The sequence below is a fragment of the Shewanella xiamenensis genome (genome assembly GCF_024971755.1).
In the GTDB taxonomy this organism is placed as follows: Bacteria; Pseudomonadota; Gammaproteobacteria; order Enterobacterales; family Shewanellaceae; genus Shewanella; species Shewanella xiamenensis.
In genome coordinates, this window is record NZ_CP079718.1 from 2,998,063 (window position 1) to 3,020,653 (window position 22,591).

Below are 22,591 nucleotides of genomic sequence, written 5' to 3' on the forward strand. Positions count from 1 at the left end.
CAGTCAATAGGAAGATGGCTAATGAAACGTATCGCCATTGTGGAAGATGAAGCGGCCATTCGCGAAAATTACAAGGATGTGTTGCAACAACACGGTTACAGTGTGCAAACCTATGCCGACAGGCCATCTGCCATGTTGGCGTTTAATACCCGTCTGCCGGATTTAGCCATTATCGATATTGGCCTTGGCAACGAGATTGACGGCGGTTTTATGCTGTGTCAGTCCCTGCGCGCCATGTCGAACACTTTGCCGATCATCTTCTTAACCGCGCGGGATAGCGATTTTGATACAGTTTGCGGCCTGCGTTTAGGCGCCGATGATTACCTGAGCAAAGAAGTGAGCTTCCCCCATTTGACGGCGCGTTTAGCCGCGCTGTTTCGCCGCTCTGAGCTAGCCACCAGCCAAACGCCGCAGGAAAATTTACTGGAGCGCGGACCGCTTACTATCGACGCCAATCGGATGCAGGTTTCTTGGAACCAGATCCCGATTGAACTCACAGTCACCGAGTTTTGGATGGTGCACGCCCTTGCCAAGCACCCGGGGCACGTTCGTAGCCGCCATGAGCTGATGCAGGAGGCGAAGATTTTTGTCGATGACAGTACTATCACCTCCCATGTGAAGCGCATCCGTAAGAAGTTTATGGCCGCCGCGCCCGAATTTGATTGTATTGATACCGTTTATGGTATGGGCTATCGCTGGGACAGCCTAGCCTAAACCATGCCAAATAGCAGATTAGCCAGCATTCTATGACACGTTTTCCCTTCGGTCTTCGCACTAAAGTTATTGGCCTTAGCCTGTTTTTACTCTGTCTACCTTGGCTGGGGTACCAATATGTGTGGGAGATGGAAAAATACCTGCGCCACGGTCAGGAACGCACCTTAGAGGGCACCACCCAAGCCTTAGCGACCGCCTTGCATGAGCGCCCCAAGTTGTTCGACGGTCAGGCCAGCTTTTTAAAGCAGGTGGAAAAGAGTCGCGATCTCTATGCTTACCCCTTAGCGGGCGCGATTCTGCTCGATGGCAAACTCAATGAATGGCAGGAATATCAGCACAGATTTATCCAGTACGGTGAGGCGAATCTCATCATGCGTGCAGATCCCAGCGCGCCGCTCACCTTAAGTTTTACCCATATGGTGGGTCAGTACGATGGTTATCTGTATGCCTTTTTTCAGGTGGTCGATCCCAATGTGGTGTTTCGGGGTAAAAATGCCTTAAGCGTCGATAGAAACGATCACCTGTCGATTGCGACCCTTGCTCCCGACAATAAATTTAAGCGTTATATCGTGGCTACGACCCAGCCCGGTTGGATCAGTGCCTTCGAGCTGCCCGCAAATCCTAAACAAACCGTGCCAGTGACACCCGAGGTGCGTATTCAAGGGCAATGGGCCACCACGGATGTGGGCTACAATATCGAACTGCGTATCCCCTTGGATATGGTGGGCAGCAAACTAGGATTTGCCATTGCCGATGTCAACGACAGCAAATACCGTGATGTGACCGCAGTGGTTGGCACCTCAGCCTTAGATACCGTCGACAAGCTGGGCACAGTGTTGGTGCCCTCACCCGAAATTGAAAGTATTATCAAAGGGATGAGCCACTATAGCTCGCGGATTTGGGTGGTCGATAAACACGGCCGCGTGCTCGCGAAGTCTGGCGATATCCGTGACAGCAACAGTGTGTGGACGCGCACCCTCGATGATGAAAATAGCAACTCACTATGGCAGCGGTTTCAGCGCGACTACCTACACCCACTCTACTATAAAATCCTCACTAAACCGCCGAAGGATTTTATCGATTCCCTACAGGACTCGACCGAACTCGACGGTAGCCATATTCAAAAAGCCCTTGCGGGACAACAAAGCTCGACCTGGCGACTGACGCCGGACAATAAAGCAGTGGTGTTGGCGGCCGCCAGCCCCATTTGGATTGATAACAATGTGATGGGCGCCGTGGTGGCCGAAGAAACCACCCACGGTATTCGCACCCTGCGTAACCGCGCGCTGGAAAAACTGTTTAACGTGATCCTGACCATTATGAGCATGGGCACCTTAGCGCTGTTTTTCTTCGCCTCGAGTATTTCGAATCGTATCCGCAAACTGCGCGATGAAGCCGAGAATGCTATCGACAGCCAAGGCCGGGTGCGTAACCATTTAAAACCCTCCAAGGCGCGGGACGAGATTGGCGACTTATCCCGCAGTTTTGCCAGCATTGTCGGTCGTTTGGGTCAATACACTCATTATTTAGAGAATATGTCGTCACGCCTGTCCCATGAACTACGCACGCCGGTGGCAGTGGTGCGCTCCTCTTTAGAGCACTTAAATCTGCAAACCTTAGATAAAGACACCCAAAAATATGTCGACCGCGCCCAAGAAGGGGTAAGCCGTTTAAGCATGATTTTGAACAATATGAGTGAGGCAACGCGCCTCGAGCAGAGCTTAACTCAGGCCGATGTGACTAAGTTCCCGCTATCCCAAGTGGTGAGCGGTTGTATGCAAGGCTATCAAATGACCTACCCTGAGCAGCAATTTAGCGTCAAAGTGCCCGAGCAACCTTTGATGATGCAGGGCGTGCCCGAATACATCGCCCAATTGATGGACAAACTTATCGCTAACGCCATCGAGTTTTGTCATCAAGGCAGTGCAATTGAAGTGACTCTCACCCAAGTTGGCAAACAGGCTACTCTGCTTATCAGTAACTTAGGACCACAGTTGCCAGTGGATATGTCGGAGCAGATCTTCGATTCCATGGTCTCGGTGCGGGCCAATCAAGCCCAAGATAAACCTCACCTTGGCTTAGGTTTATATATTGCGCGGCTTGTGACCGAATTCCACCAAGGGAAAATTTTGGCCCGTAATCGCAGCGAAAACGATGGGGTCGATATTCTGGTCACCCTGCCGCTTAGCTAATACAAAGACTTACAACTTGAGGCAAACTCATCTGTTTGCCTCCTGCCATTTTCACGGGCAGATGCTAAGATGACGGCCATCACAATGGATAACAACATAAAAACTGACTTGCCAAGGTAAGCCCTATGACAGATAAACATCAGCTAGCCACCCAAATCGTCAGCGTCGGTCGAGATAAAAAATGGACCAAGGGCGTGATTAATCCGCCCGTATTTCGCGCATCCACTATCGTCTTCGACACCATGGAAGACATGCGTCACGCCGCTAAAAACAAAACCAATGGCGAAATGTTTTATGGCCGCCGCGGCACCCCAACCCATTTTGCGTTTCAAGCGGCGATCAGTGAGCTCGAAGGTGGCGCAGGTACAGCGCTGTATCCCTCGGGTGCGGCGGCTATTAGCGCGGCTTTGTTATCGTTTTTACAGGCGGGCGATCACCTGCTGATGGTCGACAGTGTTTACGAGCCAACCCGCGATCTTTGTAGCCATATTCTGGCGGGTTTTAATATTGAGACCACCTATTACGATCCCCTGATTGGTGAAGGCATCCGCGCGCTTATTCGCCCCAATACTAAGGTACTGTTTTTGGAGTCTCCCGGCTCCATCACCATGGAAGTGCAGGACGTCCCGACCCTCTGCCGTATCGCCCATGAACATGGATTAGTGACCATTCTCGACAACACTTGGGCCTCGCCAATCAATAGCAAGCCCTTCGAGATGGGTGTCGATGTGTCGATTCAAGCCGCGACCAAATATATCGTCGGTCACTCTGATGTAATGATTGGCACCGCAACCGCCAACGAAAACCACTGGCCGCAGCTGCGTGAGCGCAGTTATTTATTGGGGCAAACGACTTCTCCCGATGATGTGTATCTCGCTACACGCGGATTACGTACCCTAGGCGTGCGCATGGCGCAGCATGAGAAAAATGCCCTAAAAGTGGCTAACTGGTTGAAAACGCGACCCGAGGTTGACCATTTACGTCACCCCGCCTTTGATACCTGCCCAGGACATGAATTCTTTAAACGCGACTTTAGCGCAGCCAATGGTCTGTTCTCCTTCGTGCTAAAGCAAGGGGATCAGGAGGCTGTCACCGCCCTTGTTGAAAATATGCAGCATTTTAAAATGGGGTTTTCTTGGGGCGGTTATGAGAGTCTGATCCTAGGGATTTTCGGGATTGAAAAAATCCGCAGTGCTACCCAATGGGATGCAAGCAAGCCGTTGATCCGTGTGCATATTGGCCTAGAAGATCCCGATGATTTAATTGCCGATCTCAGCGCAGGCTTCGAGCGCTTTAATGCCGTACTCGCTGCCAAGGCCAAATAAGGCTTAAACAGATTATGTGCTAAACAGTGAAGGCGAGAGCTTACCCGCCTTCACTGTGCCCCACTATCGTATTACTTCGGCTTAATCCACTTTTACTATTTTGGCTGCGCCGCGCTTATTGCGGGGTCAATCCACGCCTGAGAGCCGTACAAAGGCACGGTCGATAAGGCATGCTTGTGGCTGCCATTCGTCTCTTTGGTCGAGTAGGACAAATACAGCAGGGTTTGATTGGGTGCATCGTAAATTCGGCGCACTTTTAAGCTTTTAAATAAGATGCTTAAGGATTCGGTAAAGACCACTTCGCCGTGTTTACTCTTATCGATGTTGGCGATATCGGCGGCGGAAATCGGCCCTGTTTGACGACAACTTATGCCCATATCCGAAGGATCGGCAAAATCGAGGTTCGCTTCGATACGGCTAATATGGCAGGTCACCCCAGGGATTTTAGGATCCTGCTTGGCATCGATAATCACATCCTTAGTGGTAAATAACCCAAGGCTCACTTTACCTACGTCATCGCCACAACCCGTGAGTACCGTCCCAGCTAGCGTCACAGTCAGCAAAGACATTACAACTTTATTGACTCTTTTCATCTGTTTATCCTTATTCATCATCCTTCCTTATGAGCAAAACACTTTTGTGCCCAGCGCGTTAACCCCGCCGTCACCGAGCCAAAGTGATCACCGACGACCACGGGGGTGTCGGGATAAAGGCTAGTGATTTTAGCGTAAATCGCTGGGCTACGCGCGGTACCGCCCGTCACATAAATCACATCGGGTTGGCACTCATAGGTTCCAGCCTCGACAGCCAGTTCTTCTGGTGCTAATCCATTGCCAGCAAGACTCTTGGCCGCCTGAGTCAGTGCTTGGTGCATTAAGGCTTCTATCTTAGTCAATGACGGTTCAATGGCATTTTCAAAACAATCGCGACTCACTTGAACATTGAGCTTGGCCTCAATAAATTCCAGTGAACTTTCAGTTGTTTGAGCCTCAGACAAGGCTATTTTAGCTCGCTCGGCTAAACGTACAATTTGGTAGCTTAACTGTTGTTGCTGCACTTTGAGCAATCTTTTTAATAAATGTGGCTGCTCAGCTTCTTTGATCAGTTCATCTATCAACTTGCGAGTGCTTAAGGTGGCAAACTCACGCTGGGCACTAATATCGTTTACTGCCACCGCATTCCAAAAGGGATTACTCGGCATAGGTTTACCATTCCCCATAAGCGAACCTAAACCAAAGTGCGGCATAAAGGCATTCATCGCCAATGCGATATCCAGATCATTACCACCAATACGCTGGCCGCTATGGCCAAGACAATCGGCACTGCGATCGAAATTCGCCTGATGCTTAGGCCCCATTTTAACTACAGAACAGTCGGTGGTACCGCCACCGACGTCGACTACCAGTACGGTTTGATCGGATTTGAGGCTGGCTTCATAGTCCATACCCGCGGCAAGCGGCTCAAACAGAAATGCCACATCGACAAACCCCGCCCGTTTCGCCGCTAAGGTTAAAATGGCCTCGGCTTGGCGGTTACTCTCTTCACCACCAATGCCCTGAAAGTTCACTGGGCGACCAATCACTGCATGGGTAATGCTGGCTTCGCCTGCGGATGTTACGCCCTTTTCGGCGAGTACGGCTTCGGCGCGCATTTTAATATGCTGCATCATTAAAGTGACTATGTCTTCAAACAGGGCAACTTGCTCGGGTCTAAGGCCGGTTGCACCTAAAAAGGATTTTGGCGAACGGACATAAAAACCTTCTTCCGGCATTTCAAGATACGCGGCCACGGCCTGCTCACCCACAAACACCGCTGGCGTCTCGGCATCGAGATCTAATTCATGACGTACCATACGGGCGCGGCTTAATTGCGCGGCGCGCTTTTGGGCATAATCGGCTTTTAATTCTGTGGGAAGAGCGCGATAAACGGCTTCGGCAATTAACTCTCGGTCCAACGCATATAGCGTTGACGGTAAATAAGTTGAATCGGTGGATATTGGTAAGAGTGATACTTCATCTCCCTGCATGATCCCAACGGCACAGTTGGCACTGCCATAATCAAATCCAACAAACATCCGCTTACCTCTAAGTCATACCACAATAAAAAGCCGAGCACGTTAACACAGTTTGCCTCAATCCCAAAGAAAGCCTAGTGCATATCCTACCCTTTACCTTGTAAACTCACGACTAGCCAACGTTAAGTTAAAGTCACATTTTTGTCACAATGGTCATCAATCTGACATATTCCGTTCGTATCTTTATGGACTAATGACTTTCGCCCGAAGGGGAATTTGCCTTTAAACCCCTTCATTTGTAGCAGTAAATCTGATTGCACTCCGATGTATGAATGCTATTGTATACTGCGCCATGACGCTTGCTTAAAGGAGCTGTGCAGTGTCCCCGAATACCGATAAACTGTCGATTGATAAAGAACTCTCTTGGTTGTCATTTAATGAGCGAGTGCTGCAAGAGGCCTGCGACCCCAATGTGCCGATTGTTGAGCGCGTGCGCTTTTTGGGTATATTCTCCAATAATATGGACGAGTTTTTCAGGGTGCGGGTCGCAGCAGTTAGGCGCTCTATATTACTGTCTTCCCTGCAGGAAGGGCGTAGTAATAGTCGTCACTTAATGGCAAAAATTCAATCCAAAGTGATGGCACTGCAGGAGCGTTTCGACAGTATCTATGCCGAGCTGATGCGCGAATTAGTTCGCCGTAATATATTGTTAATTAATGAAAAACAATTAAGCGACTTCCATAGTAACTGGCTTAAAAAGCATTTTCGCGATCATTTTAAACGCCATATAGCGCCGCTTATCGTCAATAACAATCGCGACCTCGTAAAACATATCAACGATGATGCAACTTACCTTTGCGTATGCTTATACACTAAGTTGCGCAGACAATATGCTCTCGTAGAGGTACCCACCAAAAATGTCCCGCGTTTTATTGAGTTACCAGCAGAGAAATCTAAAGCCAAAAAATACCTGATCCTGCTGGATAATATTATCCGCCACTGTGTGGATGAGTTGTTTGGACCGTTTTTTGAATACGATGCGATTGAAGTTTATTCGATGAAGCTCACCCGCGATGCGGATTTTGATATTACCGATGAGCTAGAACAAACTCAGCTAGAAAAAATGACCAAGGGCCTGAAAAAGCGCCTGACGGCTGAACCTGTGCGTTTGGTATACGACAAAGAAATGCCCGAACATATGCTTGAAATGCTAAAGGAAAATTTAAATATCAGCTCTACTGAATGTTTGATCCCAGGCGGGCGTTACCACAGTTTCAAAGACTTTATTGGCTTCCCCAATCCCAGCCGTGATTACCTCGAAAACGAGAAACTGCCCGCGCTGAATAGCTCGGGCTTTGGCCGCAGTGCCAACAGTTTCGATGCGATCAAAATGGGCGATATTATGCTTAATTATCCGTACCATAAGTTCTCCCACTTTACGGAAATGGTACGTCAAGCCGCCTACGATCCTGCGGTACGGTTTATTCGCATCAATCTGTACCGGGTAGCGAAAAAATCCCATGTGATGCAGTCACTTATCGATGCAGTCAAAAATGGTAAACAAGTCACTGCGGTAATAGAACTACGGGCTAGATTTGACGAGCAATCCAACATTGAATGGACGCGAGTACTCGCCGAAGCCGGCGTAAAGGTCCACCATGGGATCACCAGCTTAAAAGTACACTCTAAGTTGTGCTTAATTGGCCGTGAAGAGCAAGGCGAAATGAAGCTTTACTGCCATGTCGGCTCAGGCAACTTTAACGAAGGCACGGCACGGGTCTATACCGATTTGTCCCTCTTTACCGCCAATCAGGAAATCGCCCGCGAAGTGGAGCAAGTGTTCGACTTAATTGAACATCCCTACCGCCGTGATAACTTCCAGCATTTGATTGTGTCACCCTATGATGCGCGACAAAAGCTCACCCATTTGATTGATAAAGAGATTGTTAACGCCCAAAGCCATATTAAGGCGGCGATTACTTTAAAATTGAATAACTTACTCGATGAGTCTCTAGTACAAAAGCTCTATGAAGCATCAGCTGCGGGCGTCAAAGTCAAATTATTGATCCGCGGAATTTGCTCGCTGATACCGCAAATTCCGGGGATCAGCGATAACATCGAAGTCTACAGTATTGTCGACCGCTTTTTGGAGCACTCTCGGGTGATGCTATTTCACGCGGGTGGCGAAAATAAGTTGTTTATTTGCTCCGCCGATTGGATGAGCCGCAATATTGATAACCGTGTTGAAGTGAGCGTACCAATCTATGATCCGCGTCTAAAACAAATGGTGATGGATATTTTATCGTTACAATTCAACGATAATACTAAGGCTCGCATTATCAATAAGGAACAGAGTAATCCTTATCGTAATCGCGGTAATAAACGTAAAGTGCGTTCTCAAATTGCCATTTATCAATATCTGATTAATTATGAAAAGCGGTTGCAGCAAGAATTAAACGCCCAACGGGAAGCTGCAAAGCTTGAAGCAGAGCAAACACAAGCGCTGACTCTCGATCCCGCATTACAGGCCAAAGCCAGCTAACGCTGGCTTTATTTTAGTCTCGATTGCCTAAGGATAATCCGATTGGTTGCCACACATTCACAGCCGCGACACTTTGTCGCCATCGACATGGGCTCAAACAGTTTTCACTTGGTTATCGCCCGAGAGCAAGACGGCAGTTTGCAGATATTACACAAAGAAAAACAGCAAGTTCAGTTAGCGACAGGCCTCAATGCGCAAAATATTCTCAGTGCTGATGCAATCGAACGCGGCCTAAATTGCCTACGGGACTTTAATCAGCGTTTTTCAAACCTTGACCAAGCACAGGTACGCTTAGTCGCCACCCACACCTTAAGAGTGGCTAAAAATCGTGAGCAGTTTATTGAGGCAGCGCTGCGTATTATGCCTTACCCAGTGGAGGTAATTTCTGGCCATGAAGAAGCGCGGCTCATTTATAACGGCATTGCCCAAAGCCAAGTACTTGGGAAACGTAATATCGTTATCGATATCGGTGGCGGCTCTACCGAAGTGGTGCTCGGGCAAAAAAATACCCCTACCCATTTATCGAGCCTACGCTGTGGCTGCGTGAGTTTTAATGAACGCTTTTTTATCGATGGACAAATTACTCCAGCGTCGTTTCGCGGGGCGCAAAGCGCTGCCGACAAACAATTTGCTTCACTGTCGAAGGAATATTTCAGTGGCGATTGGGACTTAGTGCTCGGCAGCTCAGGCACCGTAAAAGCTATTTGCGAAGCAATCCAAGAAGAACATGGTGATGAAGTCGTCACCCTCGCCCGCCTCAAACAATTAAAGCTGAAACTGATTAAGTGCGGACACATCAGCCAAGTGCACTTTGCTAATGTCGATGATAAACGCACGCCGCTAGTGCCTGCTGGCCTTGCGATTTTAATCAGCTTTTTTAGACGCTTACCCATTGAGCAATTGGAGTTTAGTCCAGGCGCCCTGCGCGAAGGCGTGCTCTACGAATTAGCCAAAATCGGCCAATATCAAGACATTCGCCACCGCACCGTTGACAGTATTGCCCAGCTTTACCATGTGGATATGCCCCATGCGGCTAAAGTGCGTGACACCGCCATGGCGCTGTTTGAGCAAGTCGCCGATGAATGGGGATTAAGACCCCATGCACGCTTACTCTCCTACGCTGCGACCCTGCATGAAATTGGGTTACACATCAACTCCAAGGCATTACATAAACACGGTGCTTATATCATTAGTAACAGTGACTTACCGGGTTTTAGTGAGGCGCTGCAACAGGATTTAGCCAGACTGATTGCTAACCATCGTAAGAAACCCAATGAATTGCTACTGGCCGAATTAGAGCCTAGCCACAAACTCACCCTCATTCGTCTCGCCTGTCTACTGCGCTTGGCAGTATTAGTGCATTTAGGCCGTATTGCTAAAGCCTTAGTGCTTGAGAAAATCCAAGTGGTTCCAGATGGCCTCATGCTAGTGCTACCCAGCCATAAACGTAAAATTAGCCTGTTTATGAAGGATTTGCAGCGGGAACAGAAACAAATGGCGTCCCTAGGGATGCAACTGCGTTTTGTTTCAAGCCTTGAGCAGCGCCAAGAGAAACCGTAAGAAGTAAAAAGTGGCATGCTAAACAGCATCGCCAGTGAATAAAAGCATTTCATCCCTCAGAGACATTGAGTGCTCTAAGGGATGAGCTGATAAACGCCTTATGCTATTTATCCCCCTTCCCTTGAGGTATCTCGAGCTTATCAAGCTCACAACCACAGCGATTACAGTAGGTTGCATCTAAATCATGACCCATTTTATGGCATTGATTACAAGTACGCAGATCCCTATGCCGTCCCGCTTCTTGGGAAATTTCAGCGGTTAAAATGCCCGTAGGGATCGCAATAATGGAGTAACCCAGCAACATGGTAAATGCGGCAATCGCTTGGCCTAGTTCGGTTTTCGGCGTGATATCTCCGTATCCTACCGTCGTGATGGTCACAATAGTCCAATATACTGACTTAGGAATAGAGCTAAAGCCATTCTCAGGCCCCTCAACGACATACATCACGGCACTTAATACCATGATGATTAAACTCACCGAAAAGAAAAATAGGAACACTTTACGGCTAGATTGCATCATCGCCTTAAGCAGCAAATTACCCTCGCTTAAGTAGCGCAGTAATTTAAGCACCCTAAAAATCCGAAAAAGTCGCAGCACACGAATCACTAAGGTAAAATTTGCTCCAGGAATAAAGAGCGCGAGATAACTAGGCAGTACCGATAATAAATCCACTAACCCATAAAAACTGCGGGCATACAGTACTGGATGGGTCGCGCAATAAAGCCTCAAACCGTATTCAACGGTAAAAATTAGCGTAAACACCCACTCTAACACCCGAATAATGTGCCCATAATCCCGATGAAACGCTTCAACTGTGTCAAGAAACACCAACGCCACACTCAGTACAATACAAATGATCAGACCAAGATCAAAATAACGGCCAGCGGGTGTATCGGTACCAAAAATAATGATGCGTAATTTACGTTTAAATGGGCTTTCAGTGTCCAGTTTTTCAAGCGAATGGTTTGACATAGGGGAAAACATCCTTGCGGTAAATAGCGTTATCTGCTCCTAATTGCCAAAGTCTGCCATGCAATTGCTACTCGCTCAAAATTATCTACTCACATTGGCAAAAATTTGCGGTATGATGCGCAAAAAAAGCGTTAATAGCGTCATTTTAGAGGAAGACATGCGCGTACCACTACTTTCCAAATCCATTACTGTGGCAATAACTCTCGCCGCACTGATTTCTCCCCAAGTGCTCGCCTCATCGAGTATTGGCAAAGTCGATTTAGTGGTAATCACTAAGTCTGAATCCAATATGGCCTTATTAAGGGATGGCAAAGTCCTGAAACAATATCGCATTGCTATGGGTGACTTGCCGACAGGCCATAAGTTGACTGAAGGCGACCAACGTACACCACAGGGCCGTTATATTCTGGACTATAAAAAGTCCGATAGCGCCTATTATAAGTCCATCCATATTTCTTATCCGAATGAAGAAGATAAGCTAAGAGCCAAAGCGCTAGGGATCAGACCCGGTGGCATGATCATGATTCATGGCCAGAACCCACGCTCGCCTCTCCCTCCTGAGCAAGCACAGCAATACAACTGGACCGATGGTTGTATCGCCATTACTAACGCCGAGATGGACGAAGTGTGGAAAGCAGTTGATGAAGGCACACCCATCGAGATTTGGCCCTAAGCCATCACAGAATACGCCCAGTTAAATGGGCGTTTTTATTTGTGTTACCTGCTTTAAGGATTTTTGATGTCAACAGCAAACACAGAAGCTAAGGTATTGAGCTTCGAAGCATTAGAACAGACATGGCCTGAATTTGAGGCGAAGATATTGGCGTTTCTAGACCAATTGGGCTTAGCAGATAAAGCATTGCATTGCGATCATGTCGCCCTGAGGGTGAACAGTATCGCCGCTGCCGATGCACTCAAGCAAGCCTTAAGTGCCCGCGGGCAGATCATCTCGGATAATCAAATTAATGGTCGCACAATCCTGATCATTGAACTGGATAAGCCCTTAAGACTCGGCAACTTTAGCATCGACTGTGTCGAACTCCCCTATCCTGGCGATACCATTTATCCTCAAGAAGGCTGGGAGCATATCGAGCTGGTATTGCCATCCACTGCACAGGACTGCGACAGTCTAAGCCAAGAACTGACTCATTTGAGCCCCTCACTTGTGCCATTACTCCAAGGGCATTCGGCATCCTTAACCGAAGCGCCAATAAAAGTGAAATTTAGCTCGCCTAAGGGCGATAAAGAACGCTTAGCTAACCCCACCATCGCCTTTAAACGAGCCGATATCTGTATCAAAATCCACCCGCACAGCATTAAAGCGGTTATCGCCAGCGAACAGGCGGAGATATAAGATCAATCGAGGCGCAAACCGTTAACATTAGGAATGTGACAGCAATTCCAATTACTTATAATGGATTGCATGAAACAGGCAGTTTGCGAAAAAATCAGCAGCAATAACGGTTGAAATAGCCTAGATTCAAGCTATTAACACTTTGGTTAGTCATTAGATTTTCTCGATTTTGTGTTATCGACCACGGGAGTCGCCGATGCGCATTGCCGTGATACCCATAAGGATGCAGCACATGAAGCCACATAAGCACGAGGCACAGCTACTCAAACTCGCCCTCGAAATTGGGATCGGCTACGCCAAAAAACGCGGTTTTGATGACTTTGACAAGGGTGTGTCGCCCAAGGATAAAGTGGAATGTATTTATCGACTTTTAGTGACCGATAATCTGATCCAACCTTTAGCAAAAGATAAAGAAGACGGCCCGAATATGAAACACAAACTGGTACTGTGGATCATCCGCCATCTGCCGACAGATCATCCTTTATTGCAATAAGCACTCAAACACAAAAACAGGGCACCAATGATTGGGTGCCCTGTGTGGAAATAAGAAATAGACGCGGGAGTTACTTCGCGACTTTTTGCACTTTCTGTGCTTTTTCCGCCGCCAACACAGTGGCCATCGGTGGCACTATGGTTGTCGGATCGAGGCGCATTTGGAACCAATTCAATCGCCAATCTAAATGAGGACCATTCGCTCGTCCTGTCGCCCCAACTTCAGCCACAGCTTGCCCTTGCTTAACGGTTTCACCCGCATTCACATAGAGTTTGCTTAAGTGTAAAAAACTTGAACTCACGCCATAACCATGGTCGATAACCATAGTCCCGCCTGAATAAAACATATCGGGAACCGACAGGCTAATCACCCCATCGGCGGGCGCGATCACCACAGTGCCGGTTTTCGCCGCCACATCCACACCAAAATGTGGGTTGCCAGGCACATCGTTATAAATACGCTGACTACCATATACACCCGAGATCCTGCCGGTTAATGGCCAAATAAACGATTGTAAAAACGCGGTTTGTTCACTAAAAGTCCCGCGTGCCGCTTTGACCTGCGCCGTATCCTTTGCTGCTCGCTCCTGCGCCACGGGATCGGGCTTCATAATCTTATTGCTGATCCCTTTAACATTCTGAATATTGTACTCTCGCTTCTTGATATTTAACGGTTTAACTTCAGTTAAGCCATCGGGATACACTAAGGTAAGCTGTTGAATAAGCTCTGCGTCCCTATCAAAACCAAAGGCAAAATGACCATCAGGCGTCACTTTAACGGCCTCGCCATTAAGACTTACCTGCGTACCCGCTGGTGCTTTACCACGAATTAACGCACCTTGTTCAAATTTACCGTCAAAACTCACTTGTGCTTGAGTCGATAAGCTAAACAGGGTCAAAAGTGGCAATAACGCCGCCTTACAAGTGCGCGATAGCATGTTCGGCAACGTTTTTAACAACTTAGGTAGAGCATTAGGTACAGCGTTTAGCATATTTTCAAAATTCCTTATTCAAACAATAACGCCCTAAAGATTAGGGCGTTAAAAAAATCGACAGGGTTAATTCCCTTTGGTCACTATGGCGCCTTTACCCACACCTTCGTAGGCAATCACAGTAAACTGGCTTGAAGGCACTTTCGTGGCTAAAGTGGTTGCCATATAGCCTGCCAGCAATTCGACCGTGGTATCGTGCGGGATCAAATCACAACATTCCTTGGGCATCGCCAGTTGGAAATCCCCCTGAGGCGCTTGATAATGGAAACCATAATGGCTGTCATCGCTGATCCGCGTTTGTGGCGATAGGTTTAACGTCTTCACCGAGACTAAATCCTCTTCGCTACCGAGGTAGATATCGTGCCAACGCTTGGCCCAATACTCATCCCATTTCGGCGCGGACACTCCATTCTCAAACACTTGAACTGGGCTGCGATGACCGTGGGCAATCCGCTGGCAATTACCATCGTGTTTACGCAAACCATGGCTGTAGTGATAGTAAGGCGCGTTCAGGATCTCATGCCTTAAAGTGAGGCTAATTCCTTCAACATTATCAGGCAGAGTTTCCCGTAGGGCTTTTTGTAAAAAGGCGTTAACGCTTGGAATATCAATCTGTTCCGATGGAACGAGTGCAAAGGCTTGGGAAGGACAAGCTAAGTGGATCTCACCGAGCGCGCTATCGAAATCCATCCACACCCGATCACCCTGCTGCTGCCAACGCACGCCGCTGCAGGCGGTAGGCACCAATAAACGATGGTCCGCCACGGCATCAATCGTGTGCTTAATAGCACGTTTGACCTTGGCAAAATCGAGCACCATATTTTGCTCGTCTAGACCGCCTTCTAATACTACATCGACAATCCAGCTTTCCCCCACCATGCCACGCTTTGGGCACAGGTAAGAAAAATCGATCACGGTTAAATCTTTTACAAACAGTTGCATTGACTCTCCTCGGCAGAAAAACAGTCCGCCTTAATAGGGATTGCGCCACTTAGCGATGGCCGAGCACGCTCACTTGGACAGACACCAAGCTTACCCAAATAATAAGGATTCTAATCAATTCTGCTTCGCCCCGCGACAAATGAATCCTTTCTTAGATACTTTTTATCTTAAGACATGTGTAAACGAACTTAGCCCACCATAGTTTGCTATCGCATGAGTAACAAACACAAAATAACGCAAACCGTTTAATCGGCCATATCGTGACCGACAGATAGTTTCAGCCGCACACTAATAGACGCTACAGATTAGCAAGCAAAACCCTAAACGAAACACCGCAAACCCTACAGAGTTAATCGAGTAAAAACAGCGAATTAGCTCACAAAAACCTAATCCACAACAGCGATAGACCCAATCGAAACAAGGCGTTATCCCTAAGCTATTTTAGTCGTTACTATCGCCCCATAAACCATACAATTAACAAGGTTAATAAGGGAGAAAACCAGATGACAAAACTTACCGCTATCGCGATAACCCTCACAGCTATAGTAGCGAGTAGCTACGCCGTTGCCGCCGAACCGATTGAAGTCATTTCCCCAGCAAAAATCACTGAACCCGAAAAGGTGGAGCTGGGTAAAATGCTGTTTTTTGAACCAAGGTTGTCTAAATCAGGTTTTATTTCCTGTAACTCTTGCCACAACCTCTCCACCGGCGGCGTGGATGCCCTGCCCACATCGATTGGTCACCATTGGCAAGAAGGCCCAATAAACTCTCCGACCGTGCTAAATGCTGACTTTATGCTGGCGCAATTCTGGGATGGCCGCGCTAGCGACTTAAAAGAACAAGCCGCGGGCCCAATTGCCAACCCCAAAGAAATGGGCTTTACCCATGAACTCGCCACCGAAACCATTGCCTCAATGCCCGCTTACCGTGCCCGCTTTGCCAAGGTTTACGGCGATGAAAAAGTCGATATTGACCGCTTAACCGATGCTATTGCCGCCTTCGAAAAAACCTTAGTCACGCCAAATAGCCCATTCGATCAATATCTATTAGGTAAACAGGATGCGATAAGCAGCGAAGCCAAAGCGGGTTACCAACTGTTTAAGGACAAAGGCTGCGTCAGCTGCCACAACGGCCCTGCGGTCGGTGGCACTATGTTTATGAAGATGGGCTTAATCAAACCATTCCACACCAATAACCCCGCCGAAGGGCGTAAAGGCGTAACGGGTAAGGATGCGGATAAGTTTGTGTTTAAGGTACCGACACTGCGCAATATCGAACTCACCTATCCCTACTTCCACGATGGCAGCGTATGGACGCTCGAAGAAGCAGTAAATACCATGGCGGATATTCAGTTAGGGCAAAAGCTTACCGACAAAGAAACCAAGGAAATGGTGGCGTTCTTAAATTCACTGACAGGCGAACAGCCACAGATCACCCTGCCGATCCTACCGCCATCGAATAAAGCGACGCCGCGCCCAGTACCTTTTGCGACGGGAGCAAAATAAAGGTTAAACCTAAGAAGCATTTAGCATAAAACAAAGGCCGAGGATAAACTCCTCGGCCTTTTTGTTTAATGCTTGGTGCTTAAAAGCTGACGCTTAAAGCTTAAGCGATATTATCCCAAGCGGCTTATTCGCCCTTAAGACGTCTATCTAGCTGATCTTTTAAGTTTGCTGGCACGCCTTTAATCAAAATTGTGTCGGAAATCGGATCGTAAATCACCCGTTGACCTAAATGGCCACCATCGAAGCTAATGGTGACACCGCCACCGGTACCCGAAAACTTCTTCAATTGTCTTAAGGTCGATTTATCGGCGGGAAATTCTTCATCCAGCTCATAACTGCCACCACGGGCAAAGTCATAGAAAGACTCCATACCTTGATCGGCAAGCTCATCCGCTAAATCTTTGATCTCAATATCGGCGCCTTCATCGAACCGCTCGGAGCAATATTCAAACACTTTATTACGACATTGCTGACGTTCTTCTTTGGTCAGGTCACTACTGGCGACAAAGTCTTCCACCGCGTTCATCAAGGTTTTGTTTTGCGCCTTGGTATTCACCCCTTCGACACAGCCCATAAAGTCGAGAAAAAAGTCAGCGACTTTACGGCCCGCACGCCCACGGATAAAGGAGATGTACTTGCGAGAATCTTTATCGGCCTGCCATTCGGTGAGATCGATTCGAGCTGCCAATTGGATATTGTTTAAATCCAAATGGTTATTTTGTGACAGCTCCATATCATCCAGTACCGTCATTGACGATTTTGCACTGAGCAGCGCCACAAACAAATAATCACTCGCCATGTTGGTATAGCAGGACATCAACAAGAATCCGCCTTGGCTAAAATCATATTTTGCCAACTCTTCCTGCAACAACTTACTGGCTTGGCCGGTAAATTCGACAAAACCTAAATCCCCTGCACGGTATTCCTTTAGTGCATTGGCAAACGCCGGATTAGCCTCACCATCATCACCGTGAATACCAAAATAACCGAATCCTTTGCCGGATTTGCTGGTATAAGTCTGATGCAACTCTTCGAGCATCATCTCGACAGCCTGACCGTTCAGCAGAGGTTGAGGACGTAAACGGCAGCGTAATTGACCCTGATTGTCCTGGGAAATCTCGTGAATAATTGCTTGTTCGATGTTAATACTCATAAGCCCTGATAGTGATGCTGGAATAAATCCGCTATTATATGCCGCTAATCCATTCCAAAGTGAAACATTTTTTGATTATGGCAATCCAATCGAAATACTCAAACACACAAGTTGAATCATTAATCGCCGAAATTTTAGCGGTACTCGAAAAGCACAAAGCTCCTACTGACTTAAGCCTGATGGCGCTAGGCAACTGTGTCACTCACCTGCTCGAGCGCAAAGTGCCAAGCGAATCTCGCCAAGCGGTCGCCGAACAATTTGCGAAAGCGCTCGCACAATCGGTGAAATCCAATTAAGTTAGTCGAGTAACAATGATTAAAACAGCATAAGATACAACGCCTTTTAGGAATAAGCGGATCACTATGGTCGAGCGAAAAAAACAAATGAGCCGCGATCGCGTATCGCGACTCATCAACTGGGGACATTGGTTCGCCTTCTTTAATGGCCTATTGGCTATGATCGTCGGCACACGCTATTTAAGTAGTGTGGGTTATCCCGAAACCTGGTTTGGTTGGGGCTATCTCGCCGTCAGCACCATTGGCCAGTTCAGTTTTCTTGCTTTTATCGCCTACTTGATCTGCCTATTCCCGCTGACCTTAATCTTGCCTTACTCCAAGATTTTAAGGGGCTTAGCAGCGGTTATCGCCACCTTAAGCCTGTGTATTTTATTGTATGACACGATTGTTTATGCCGATTACGGCATGCACTTAAGTCCCTTCGCCTTTGATTTAGCCTGGGCCGATTTGAGCGCCCTACTCCACGGTACGTCCTATATCGTCACGCCCATCGCCATTTTGGTGATTGAGCTAACGGCGGCGAACTTCCTGTGGAAACGGATTGAAAAAATCCAAAAACTCAATCTTGGCAATAAAGTCATAGCCTTTGTTGGAGTATGCTTTGTTAGCAGCCATTTGATCCATATTTGGGCCGATGCCGCTGATATCACCGAAATCACCCGTTTCGATGACACGTATCCGCTGTCGTACCCCGCAACGGCTCGTAGTTTTATGGAAAGCCACGGCATTGACGGTTCATCCCAAATCGATGATGACGCGAATCATGCCACTAATGTGCTCAGCTACCCTATCCAGCCACTGCAATGCCAAGCGGATAATAAACCAAACGTATTAATGCTAACCATCGACAGCTTACGTGCCGACATGGTGGACGCCAAGACCATGCCGTTTTTGCATCAATACACCGAGCAGAATCAGCATTTTACTCACCACTACAGTGGCGGCAATCAATTTAAGACGGGCATGTTCTCCCTACTTTATGGTTTACAAGGCAGCTATGGCGATGCACGCATCTTCAATACTACAAGTCCAATCATCACCCGCAGCTTTAAGCAAGCAGGTTATGAACTAGGCTTGTTTATCCCAGAAACCAATCTGAATTTACGCTCCGCCCAGGCCATGTTTAATGACTTTACCCCCGTCATCGCCAAAGAAACCAATGGCAGTGCCGATGCGGACTTACGCAGCGTAGGCCACTTTAAGCAATGGCAAAGCGTACAACAGAGACCATGGTTTGCCCTCGTCAATCTGAAGGCACCAGAGAATTTTGATACTCCAGTGGGCTTCCTTGGCATTGAAACCGTCAAAGCCAATGCCAATTTACAACCCGCGCAAAAGGTATTATTTAACCAATATCGCCAATCGTTGAATTTTATTGATAAACAAATCCAAGCGATTGTGAGTGAGTTGCCCAGTGATACCTTAGTGGTGATCACTGGCGTTAATGGCAAGATATTCACCAGCAACAGCGATGAAGCCCAGCGCAATCTGTCACCCGAGAGTGTTAGAGTGCCTATGGTCATTCATTGGCCCAATGTCGGTGCCAGTAAGGTTAAATACCGCACCAGTCACTATGGCGTAGTGCCTACCTTGATGACCCATATCTTAGGGTGCACCAATAACCCCACCGACTACAGTGCAGGCCGTAGCCTATTGCAACCGAGCCAAGAGACCTGGATTTACATCGGTGACAGTCGCATTTTTGCTATCTACCAACAGTCGGAAATCACCGTCATCGACCGCCATGGTAAATACCGCATTTACGATGAAAACTTTGAGCACAGACTGCATAAGAAGATGAGTGCGCCTGAGCTTATACAAGTAATGCGAGAAGGCAGGCGCCTTTACAATCACTAAAAAGTATTTTACCTCAAAGCCCTAAATCACTTAGGGCTTTTTGTTTTAACAATTTCATTGCGAGTAGCGTGTTGCAAAGCCAACAACTTGATCACATTAATCACACCATTACTAAACTAATATCAGACAGTTAGTCCATTAAATGCTAAAATAACTATATGACTCATAAATGATATTTTTATTTGGCTGATTTCATTCCATGACTCTTATTAAAAACGATCAGAATCAAGCCTTTGACGCCATTCATACCATCCTTAACAGCCTAGATGCGCTGGTCTACGTTTCTGATTTACACAACTATGAGCTACTGTATTTAAACGATTATGGAACGGCCATTTGGGGCAAACCCGCGGGTAAAAAGTGCTATCAACTCCTCCAAGCAGGCCAAAATAGTCCCTGTGCTTTTTGCACCAACCACAAACTAATTGGTCCCGAGGGCGACGCCACTGGTGTACATGTATGGGAGTTTCAAAATACCCAAAATAAGCGTTGGTACCAGTGTCGAGATCAAGCGATTCGTTGGACCGATGGCCGCCTAGTTCGGATAGAAATCGCCACTGATATCACTGAACGTAAACACATGGAACAGGCATTAATCGAAGCTAAGTTCAGCGCAGAACGCCTTGCCAATACCGACGAACTCACAAAACTCTACAATCGCCGCGCCTTTTTCCATTTTGGGCACCCTACAGCACATCAGTCAGGCCAAGCGCTAGCGTTTATTATGTTTGATATTGACCATTTTAAGCGCGTCAATGATCAATGGGGACATGCTACAGGCGATGCAGCCCTTATCCATATCGCACAGCTGACGCAAACTAAACTGAGAACAAATGATATTCTTGCTCGTTTAGGTGGCGAAGAATTTGGGCTGATTTTACCCAACACCCAACATGAACAAGCATGGCAAATTGCAGAGTCGATTCGCCATGGATTTGATACACAGCCACTTTACCTTGATGGACACACCATTCATTGCACCGCAAGCTTCGGCATATCATCCTTGATCTTGCCTCAAATCAATCATCCCGATGAAGCACAAGCACTCTTGGAGACTCTATTTAATAATGCTGATCAGGCCATGATGCGAGCGAAACGCACAGGCAGAAATCGAGTCTGTGATGCGGAATAAACCAGCTCAAAGAAAGTTTAGCCATTTAAATTCAGCTTAAGACTCAAGATCGGATAAGCATTTTTATTTTTATCGCCATTGAGCCTGCTTTATAGTCCAATAGAATGGTTTCGCGGCTTAACAGTTTATTCCTCAATTCAAGACAAATTTGTCGTCAGGTGTACTGGATAGCCCATATACCCATACATTGTTAGTCGATTTCTGGTAAGGCCAAACATAGGCAAATAGATAAGAATATGTATGGTAGCAGGTGTGGGAATTTTCGGTTGAGCTAACGACCCGAAACACATAATGGGTCAAAAGCTTTTAGCCAGATGAACAGTTCAATGGTCGTTAAGATTGGCATTGTTGCAACTGTGACCGTTGGCGGCATGGATGCCGCCGTCGAGCCCTCAGGGATGCTTCTTGTGAAATAAAATGGCGGCCTGTCACAGGGGAAACAATGACAATTCATCCTACACACCTGACGACAAACTTATCTTACTTGGGGCAAAAGCCTTTAACCGGATTAACCGTGTAATGGTTAGTTAAGATTGCCATCAATAACGCATTGTTCTTAAAGGCATAAATATCATCCTAACTAACCTTCACTATCCCACCTTCCCTATCGACTAAATAGGCTCAAACCAATCAACTCAACTATTCTCGGCAGATAGTTAAACGACGAATCGCAAATATACTCAGTAGCGAGAGGATTAATAGGGATAAACTGCCACCGCCGCTATAACCTTGTTTATGTTCAATGGTTGCAATATGTTCTTCTTTCACGCGGGTTTTAAAGCGGGCTAATTCAGCGTCTAAGTTAGTGATCATATCGTTTACCGCTAGTTCAAAGCCTTCGGTGGATTTTTCACGTAGCACGTTGGTGACGCTCACCGCGGTTGACGTGTCGGTCAGTTGGTTGATGCCGGGCGCCCTAAACAACATTTTTTGGCTGCGCATATCAAATACTGCGGTATCGACAAAGGTTTGGATCGCGTTTTCATTGCCGGGCACCATATACATGCCGACTATAGTCCAATACAGCAGTGAAGCCTTATTCTCGCTGCTTTGTAACAGTTGATCGTAAGACACCAGTGCCATCACATCGACATCGTGTAAGCGGGCAACCTGCTGCAAGGTGCTAAAACCTTTGCCATTTTTAAGGTAAGTACTGGGGATTAATTCGATACGGTCAATAAAGTCGTATTTCACAAAAGACTGTTTTACTTTATCCAGCAAGGCGATTTGCGAGCTGCTATCGAGGGCTTCGGATTGCCAATGGGTGGAAGGTAAAAAGGCGATGCCGACCGCGATGGGAAGACGTAACACGGGAATACTGGGCTGCTGCGCCTCACGCTGTTTATCGTCGGGATAGAGATATTCAACCAGACTGCTGGAAACCACGTTTTTTTCGGTGGTGTTACCGTTAAAAAAAGCACTGCAACCACTAAGCAAGATGCTAATCGATGCCAGCGCGCCTACAAGCGCAATGAATTTTGTTTTCATCTGTTTCCCTACCGTATCCTTACTGCACACAGGCCCATGCAACCCGTGCATATTGCCGCT

At 47.3% G+C, this 22,591-nt stretch carries 19 protein-coding genes; 12 read left to right on the forward strand and 7 right to left on the reverse strand.

The features are described from left to right. Nucleotides 1–21 precede the first annotated feature (21 nt). The 3 genes from pdsR to KXJ80_RS14420 all read left to right on the forward strand — a co-directional run bounded on the left by pdsR (nucleotide 22) and on the right by KXJ80_RS14420 (nucleotide 4,231). Nucleotides 22–714: a proteobacterial dedicated sortase system response regulator gene (gene pdsR, locus KXJ80_RS14410; RefSeq protein WP_011622965.1), complete on the forward strand. Its 693-nt coding sequence runs from the start codon at nucleotides 22–24 to the stop codon at nucleotides 712–714. A gap of 32 nt (nucleotides 715–746) precedes the next feature. Beyond that, complete coding sequence (gene pdsS, locus KXJ80_RS14415; RefSeq protein WP_218738709.1) at nucleotides 747–2,906, forward strand: proteobacterial dedicated sortase system histidine kinase; 2,160 nt, start codon at nucleotides 747–749, stop codon at nucleotides 2,904–2,906. 125 nt (nucleotides 2,907–3,031) lie between these two features. Beyond that, nucleotides 3,032–4,231 (forward strand): cystathionine beta-lyase, encoded by a 1,200-nt coding sequence (locus KXJ80_RS14420; protein ID WP_259474456.1) that lies wholly within the window; start codon nucleotides 3,032–3,034, stop codon nucleotides 4,229–4,231. Nucleotides 4,232–4,326: 95 nt separating this feature from the next. Here the strand turns inward: KXJ80_RS14420 and KXJ80_RS14425 are convergent, their stop codons facing one another. Together KXJ80_RS14425 and yegD are read right to left on the reverse strand one after the other, a co-directional pair. Then, complete coding sequence (locus tag KXJ80_RS14425) at nucleotides 4,327–4,800, reverse strand: CreA family protein (RefSeq protein ID WP_161629219.1); 474 nt, start codon at nucleotides 4,798–4,800, stop codon at nucleotides 4,327–4,329. Between the two features lie 41 nt (nucleotides 4,801–4,841). Then, the gene (yegD, locus tag KXJ80_RS14430) at nucleotides 4,842–6,305 is read right to left on the reverse strand and encodes a molecular chaperone (protein WP_218738711.1); all 1,464 of its coding nucleotides are present in this window, start codon (nucleotides 6,303–6,305) and stop codon (nucleotides 4,842–4,844) included. Nucleotides 6,306–6,624: 319 nt separating this feature from the next. On the opposite strand from yegD, the gene ppk1 reads away from it, so the two are divergent. Together ppk1 and ppx are read left to right on the forward strand one after the other, a co-directional pair. Next, nucleotides 6,625–8,787, forward strand: coding sequence for a polyphosphate kinase 1 (gene ppk1, locus KXJ80_RS14435; RefSeq protein ID WP_055648431.1), 2,163 nt, complete (start codon nucleotides 6,625–6,627; stop codon nucleotides 8,785–8,787). A 42-nt stretch (nucleotides 8,788–8,829) separates the two neighbouring features. Continuing rightward, a complete protein-coding gene (gene ppx, locus KXJ80_RS14440) occupies nucleotides 8,830–10,347 on the forward strand; it encodes an exopolyphosphatase (protein WP_218738712.1) in 1,518 nt (505 codons plus the stop codon). A gap of 103 nt (nucleotides 10,348–10,450) precedes the next feature. Here the strand turns inward: ppx and KXJ80_RS14445 are convergent, their stop codons facing one another. After that, nucleotides 10,451–11,320 carry an ion transporter gene (locus KXJ80_RS14445; RefSeq protein ID WP_037418109.1) on the reverse strand — a complete coding sequence of 290 codons (870 nt, stop codon included), beginning with the start codon at nucleotides 11,318–11,320 and terminating at the stop codon, nucleotides 10,451–10,453. A gap of 157 nt (nucleotides 11,321–11,477) precedes the next feature. Here KXJ80_RS14445 and KXJ80_RS14450 point away from each other — a divergent pair, with 157 nt between their 5' ends. From KXJ80_RS14450 to KXJ80_RS14460, 3 genes are all read left to right on the forward strand, one after another. Continuing rightward, nucleotides 11,478–11,993, forward strand: coding sequence for a L,D-transpeptidase family protein (locus KXJ80_RS14450; protein WP_080612373.1), 516 nt, complete (start codon nucleotides 11,478–11,480; stop codon nucleotides 11,991–11,993). Nucleotides 11,994–12,059: 66 nt separating this feature from the next. Beyond that, on the forward strand, nucleotides 12,060–12,674 hold the full coding sequence (locus tag KXJ80_RS14455; protein ID WP_218738713.1) for a VOC family protein: 615 nt from the start codon (nucleotides 12,060–12,062) through the stop codon (nucleotides 12,672–12,674). A 232-nt stretch (nucleotides 12,675–12,906) separates the two neighbouring features. Continuing rightward, a complete protein-coding gene (locus KXJ80_RS14460) occupies nucleotides 12,907–13,167 on the forward strand; it encodes a DUF5062 family protein (protein WP_011626406.1) in 261 nt (86 codons plus the stop codon). 70 nt (nucleotides 13,168–13,237) lie between these two features. Here the strand turns inward: KXJ80_RS14460 and KXJ80_RS14465 are convergent, their stop codons facing one another. Further along, nucleotides 13,238–14,158, reverse strand: a complete 921-nt coding sequence (locus tag KXJ80_RS14465; RefSeq protein ID WP_172589242.1) for a M23 family metallopeptidase — start codon at nucleotides 14,156–14,158, stop codon at nucleotides 13,238–13,240. A 66-nt stretch (nucleotides 14,159–14,224) separates the two neighbouring features. Beyond that, nucleotides 14,225–15,100 (reverse strand): 6-pyruvoyl trahydropterin synthase family protein, encoded by an 876-nt coding sequence (locus tag KXJ80_RS14470; RefSeq protein ID WP_218738714.1) that lies wholly within the window; start codon nucleotides 15,098–15,100, stop codon nucleotides 14,225–14,227. A 503-nt stretch (nucleotides 15,101–15,603) separates the two neighbouring features. Here KXJ80_RS14470 and ccpA point away from each other — a divergent pair. Beyond that, complete coding sequence (ccpA, locus tag KXJ80_RS14475; RefSeq protein WP_218738715.1) at nucleotides 15,604–16,605, forward strand: diheme cytochrome c5 peroxidase CcpA; 1,002 nt, start codon at nucleotides 15,604–15,606, stop codon at nucleotides 16,603–16,605. Between the two features lie 124 nt (nucleotides 16,606–16,729). Here ccpA and yejK read toward each other — a convergent pair whose 3' ends face one another. Beyond that, a complete protein-coding gene (yejK, locus tag KXJ80_RS14480; RefSeq protein WP_218678578.1) occupies nucleotides 16,730–17,758 on the reverse strand; it encodes a nucleoid-associated protein YejK in 1,029 nt (342 codons plus the stop codon). A 77-nt stretch (nucleotides 17,759–17,835) separates the two neighbouring features. Here yejK and KXJ80_RS14485 point away from each other — a divergent pair, with 77 nt between their 5' ends. The 3 genes from KXJ80_RS14485 to KXJ80_RS14495 all read left to right on the forward strand — a co-directional run bounded on the left by KXJ80_RS14485 (nucleotide 17,836) and on the right by KXJ80_RS14495 (nucleotide 21,043). Then, nucleotides 17,836–18,054, forward strand: a complete 219-nt coding sequence (locus tag KXJ80_RS14485) for a YejL family protein (RefSeq protein ID WP_109285825.1) — start codon at nucleotides 17,836–17,838, stop codon at nucleotides 18,052–18,054. Between the two features lie 66 nt (nucleotides 18,055–18,120). Next, the gene (locus tag KXJ80_RS14490; protein ID WP_218738716.1) at nucleotides 18,121–19,911 is read left to right on the forward strand and encodes a DUF3413 domain-containing protein; all 1,791 of its coding nucleotides are present in this window, start codon (nucleotides 18,121–18,123) and stop codon (nucleotides 19,909–19,911) included. Nucleotides 19,912–20,110: 199 nt separating this feature from the next. Further along, nucleotides 20,111–21,043, forward strand: coding sequence for a GGDEF domain-containing protein (locus tag KXJ80_RS14495; RefSeq protein ID WP_218738717.1), 933 nt, complete (start codon nucleotides 20,111–20,113; stop codon nucleotides 21,041–21,043). Nucleotides 21,044–21,682: 639 nt separating this feature from the next. Here KXJ80_RS14495 and rhlP read toward each other — a convergent pair. Continuing rightward, a complete protein-coding gene (gene rhlP / locus KXJ80_RS14500; protein WP_218738718.1) occupies nucleotides 21,683–22,531 on the reverse strand; it encodes a rhombotarget lipoprotein in 849 nt (282 codons plus the stop codon). Between the last annotated feature and the right edge of the window lie 60 nt (nucleotides 22,532–22,591).

Coding starts and splice junctions, on each gene's coding strand:
- pdsR (WP_011622965.1), top strand. CDS start 22: ATGAAACGTATCGCCATTGTGGAAGATGAAGCGGCCATTCGCGAAAAT.
- pdsS (WP_218738709.1), top strand. CDS start 747: ATGACACGTTTTCCCTTCGGTCTTCGCACTAAAGTTATTGGCCTTAGC.
- KXJ80_RS14420 (WP_259474456.1), top strand. CDS start 3,032: ATGACAGATAAACATCAGCTAGCCACCCAAATCGTCAGCGTCGGTCGA.
- KXJ80_RS14425 (WP_161629219.1), bottom strand. CDS start 4,800: ATGTCTTTGCTGACTGTGACGCTAGCTGGGACGGTACTCACGGGTTGT.
- yegD (WP_218738711.1), bottom strand. CDS start 6,305: ATGTTTGTTGGATTTGATTATGGCAGTGCCAACTGTGCCGTTGGGATC.
- KXJ80_RS14445 (WP_037418109.1), bottom strand. CDS start 11,320: ATGTCAAACCATTCGCTTGAAAAACTGGACACTGAAAGCCCATTTAAA.
- KXJ80_RS14450 (WP_080612373.1), top strand. CDS start 11,478: ATGCGCGTACCACTACTTTCCAAATCCATTACTGTGGCAATAACTCTC.
- KXJ80_RS14455 (WP_218738713.1), top strand. CDS start 12,060: ATGTCAACAGCAAACACAGAAGCTAAGGTATTGAGCTTCGAAGCATTA.
- KXJ80_RS14460 (WP_011626406.1), top strand. CDS start 12,907: ATGAAGCCACATAAGCACGAGGCACAGCTACTCAAACTCGCCCTCGAA.
- KXJ80_RS14465 (WP_172589242.1), bottom strand. CDS start 14,158: ATGCTAAACGCTGTACCTAATGCTCTACCTAAGTTGTTAAAAACGTTG.
- KXJ80_RS14470 (WP_218738714.1), bottom strand. CDS start 15,100: ATGCAACTGTTTGTAAAAGATTTAACCGTGATCGATTTTTCTTACCTG.
- ccpA (WP_218738715.1), top strand. CDS start 15,604: ATGACAAAACTTACCGCTATCGCGATAACCCTCACAGCTATAGTAGCG.
- yejK (WP_218678578.1), bottom strand. CDS start 17,758: ATGAGTATTAACATCGAACAAGCAATTATTCACGAGATTTCCCAGGAC.
- KXJ80_RS14485 (WP_109285825.1), top strand. CDS start 17,836: ATGGCAATCCAATCGAAATACTCAAACACACAAGTTGAATCATTAATC.
- KXJ80_RS14490 (WP_218738716.1), top strand. CDS start 18,121: ATGGTCGAGCGAAAAAAACAAATGAGCCGCGATCGCGTATCGCGACTC.
- KXJ80_RS14495 (WP_218738717.1), top strand. CDS start 20,111: ATGACTCTTATTAAAAACGATCAGAATCAAGCCTTTGACGCCATTCAT.
- rhlP (WP_218738718.1), bottom strand. CDS start 22,531: ATGAAAACAAAATTCATTGCGCTTGTAGGCGCGCTGGCATCGATTAGC.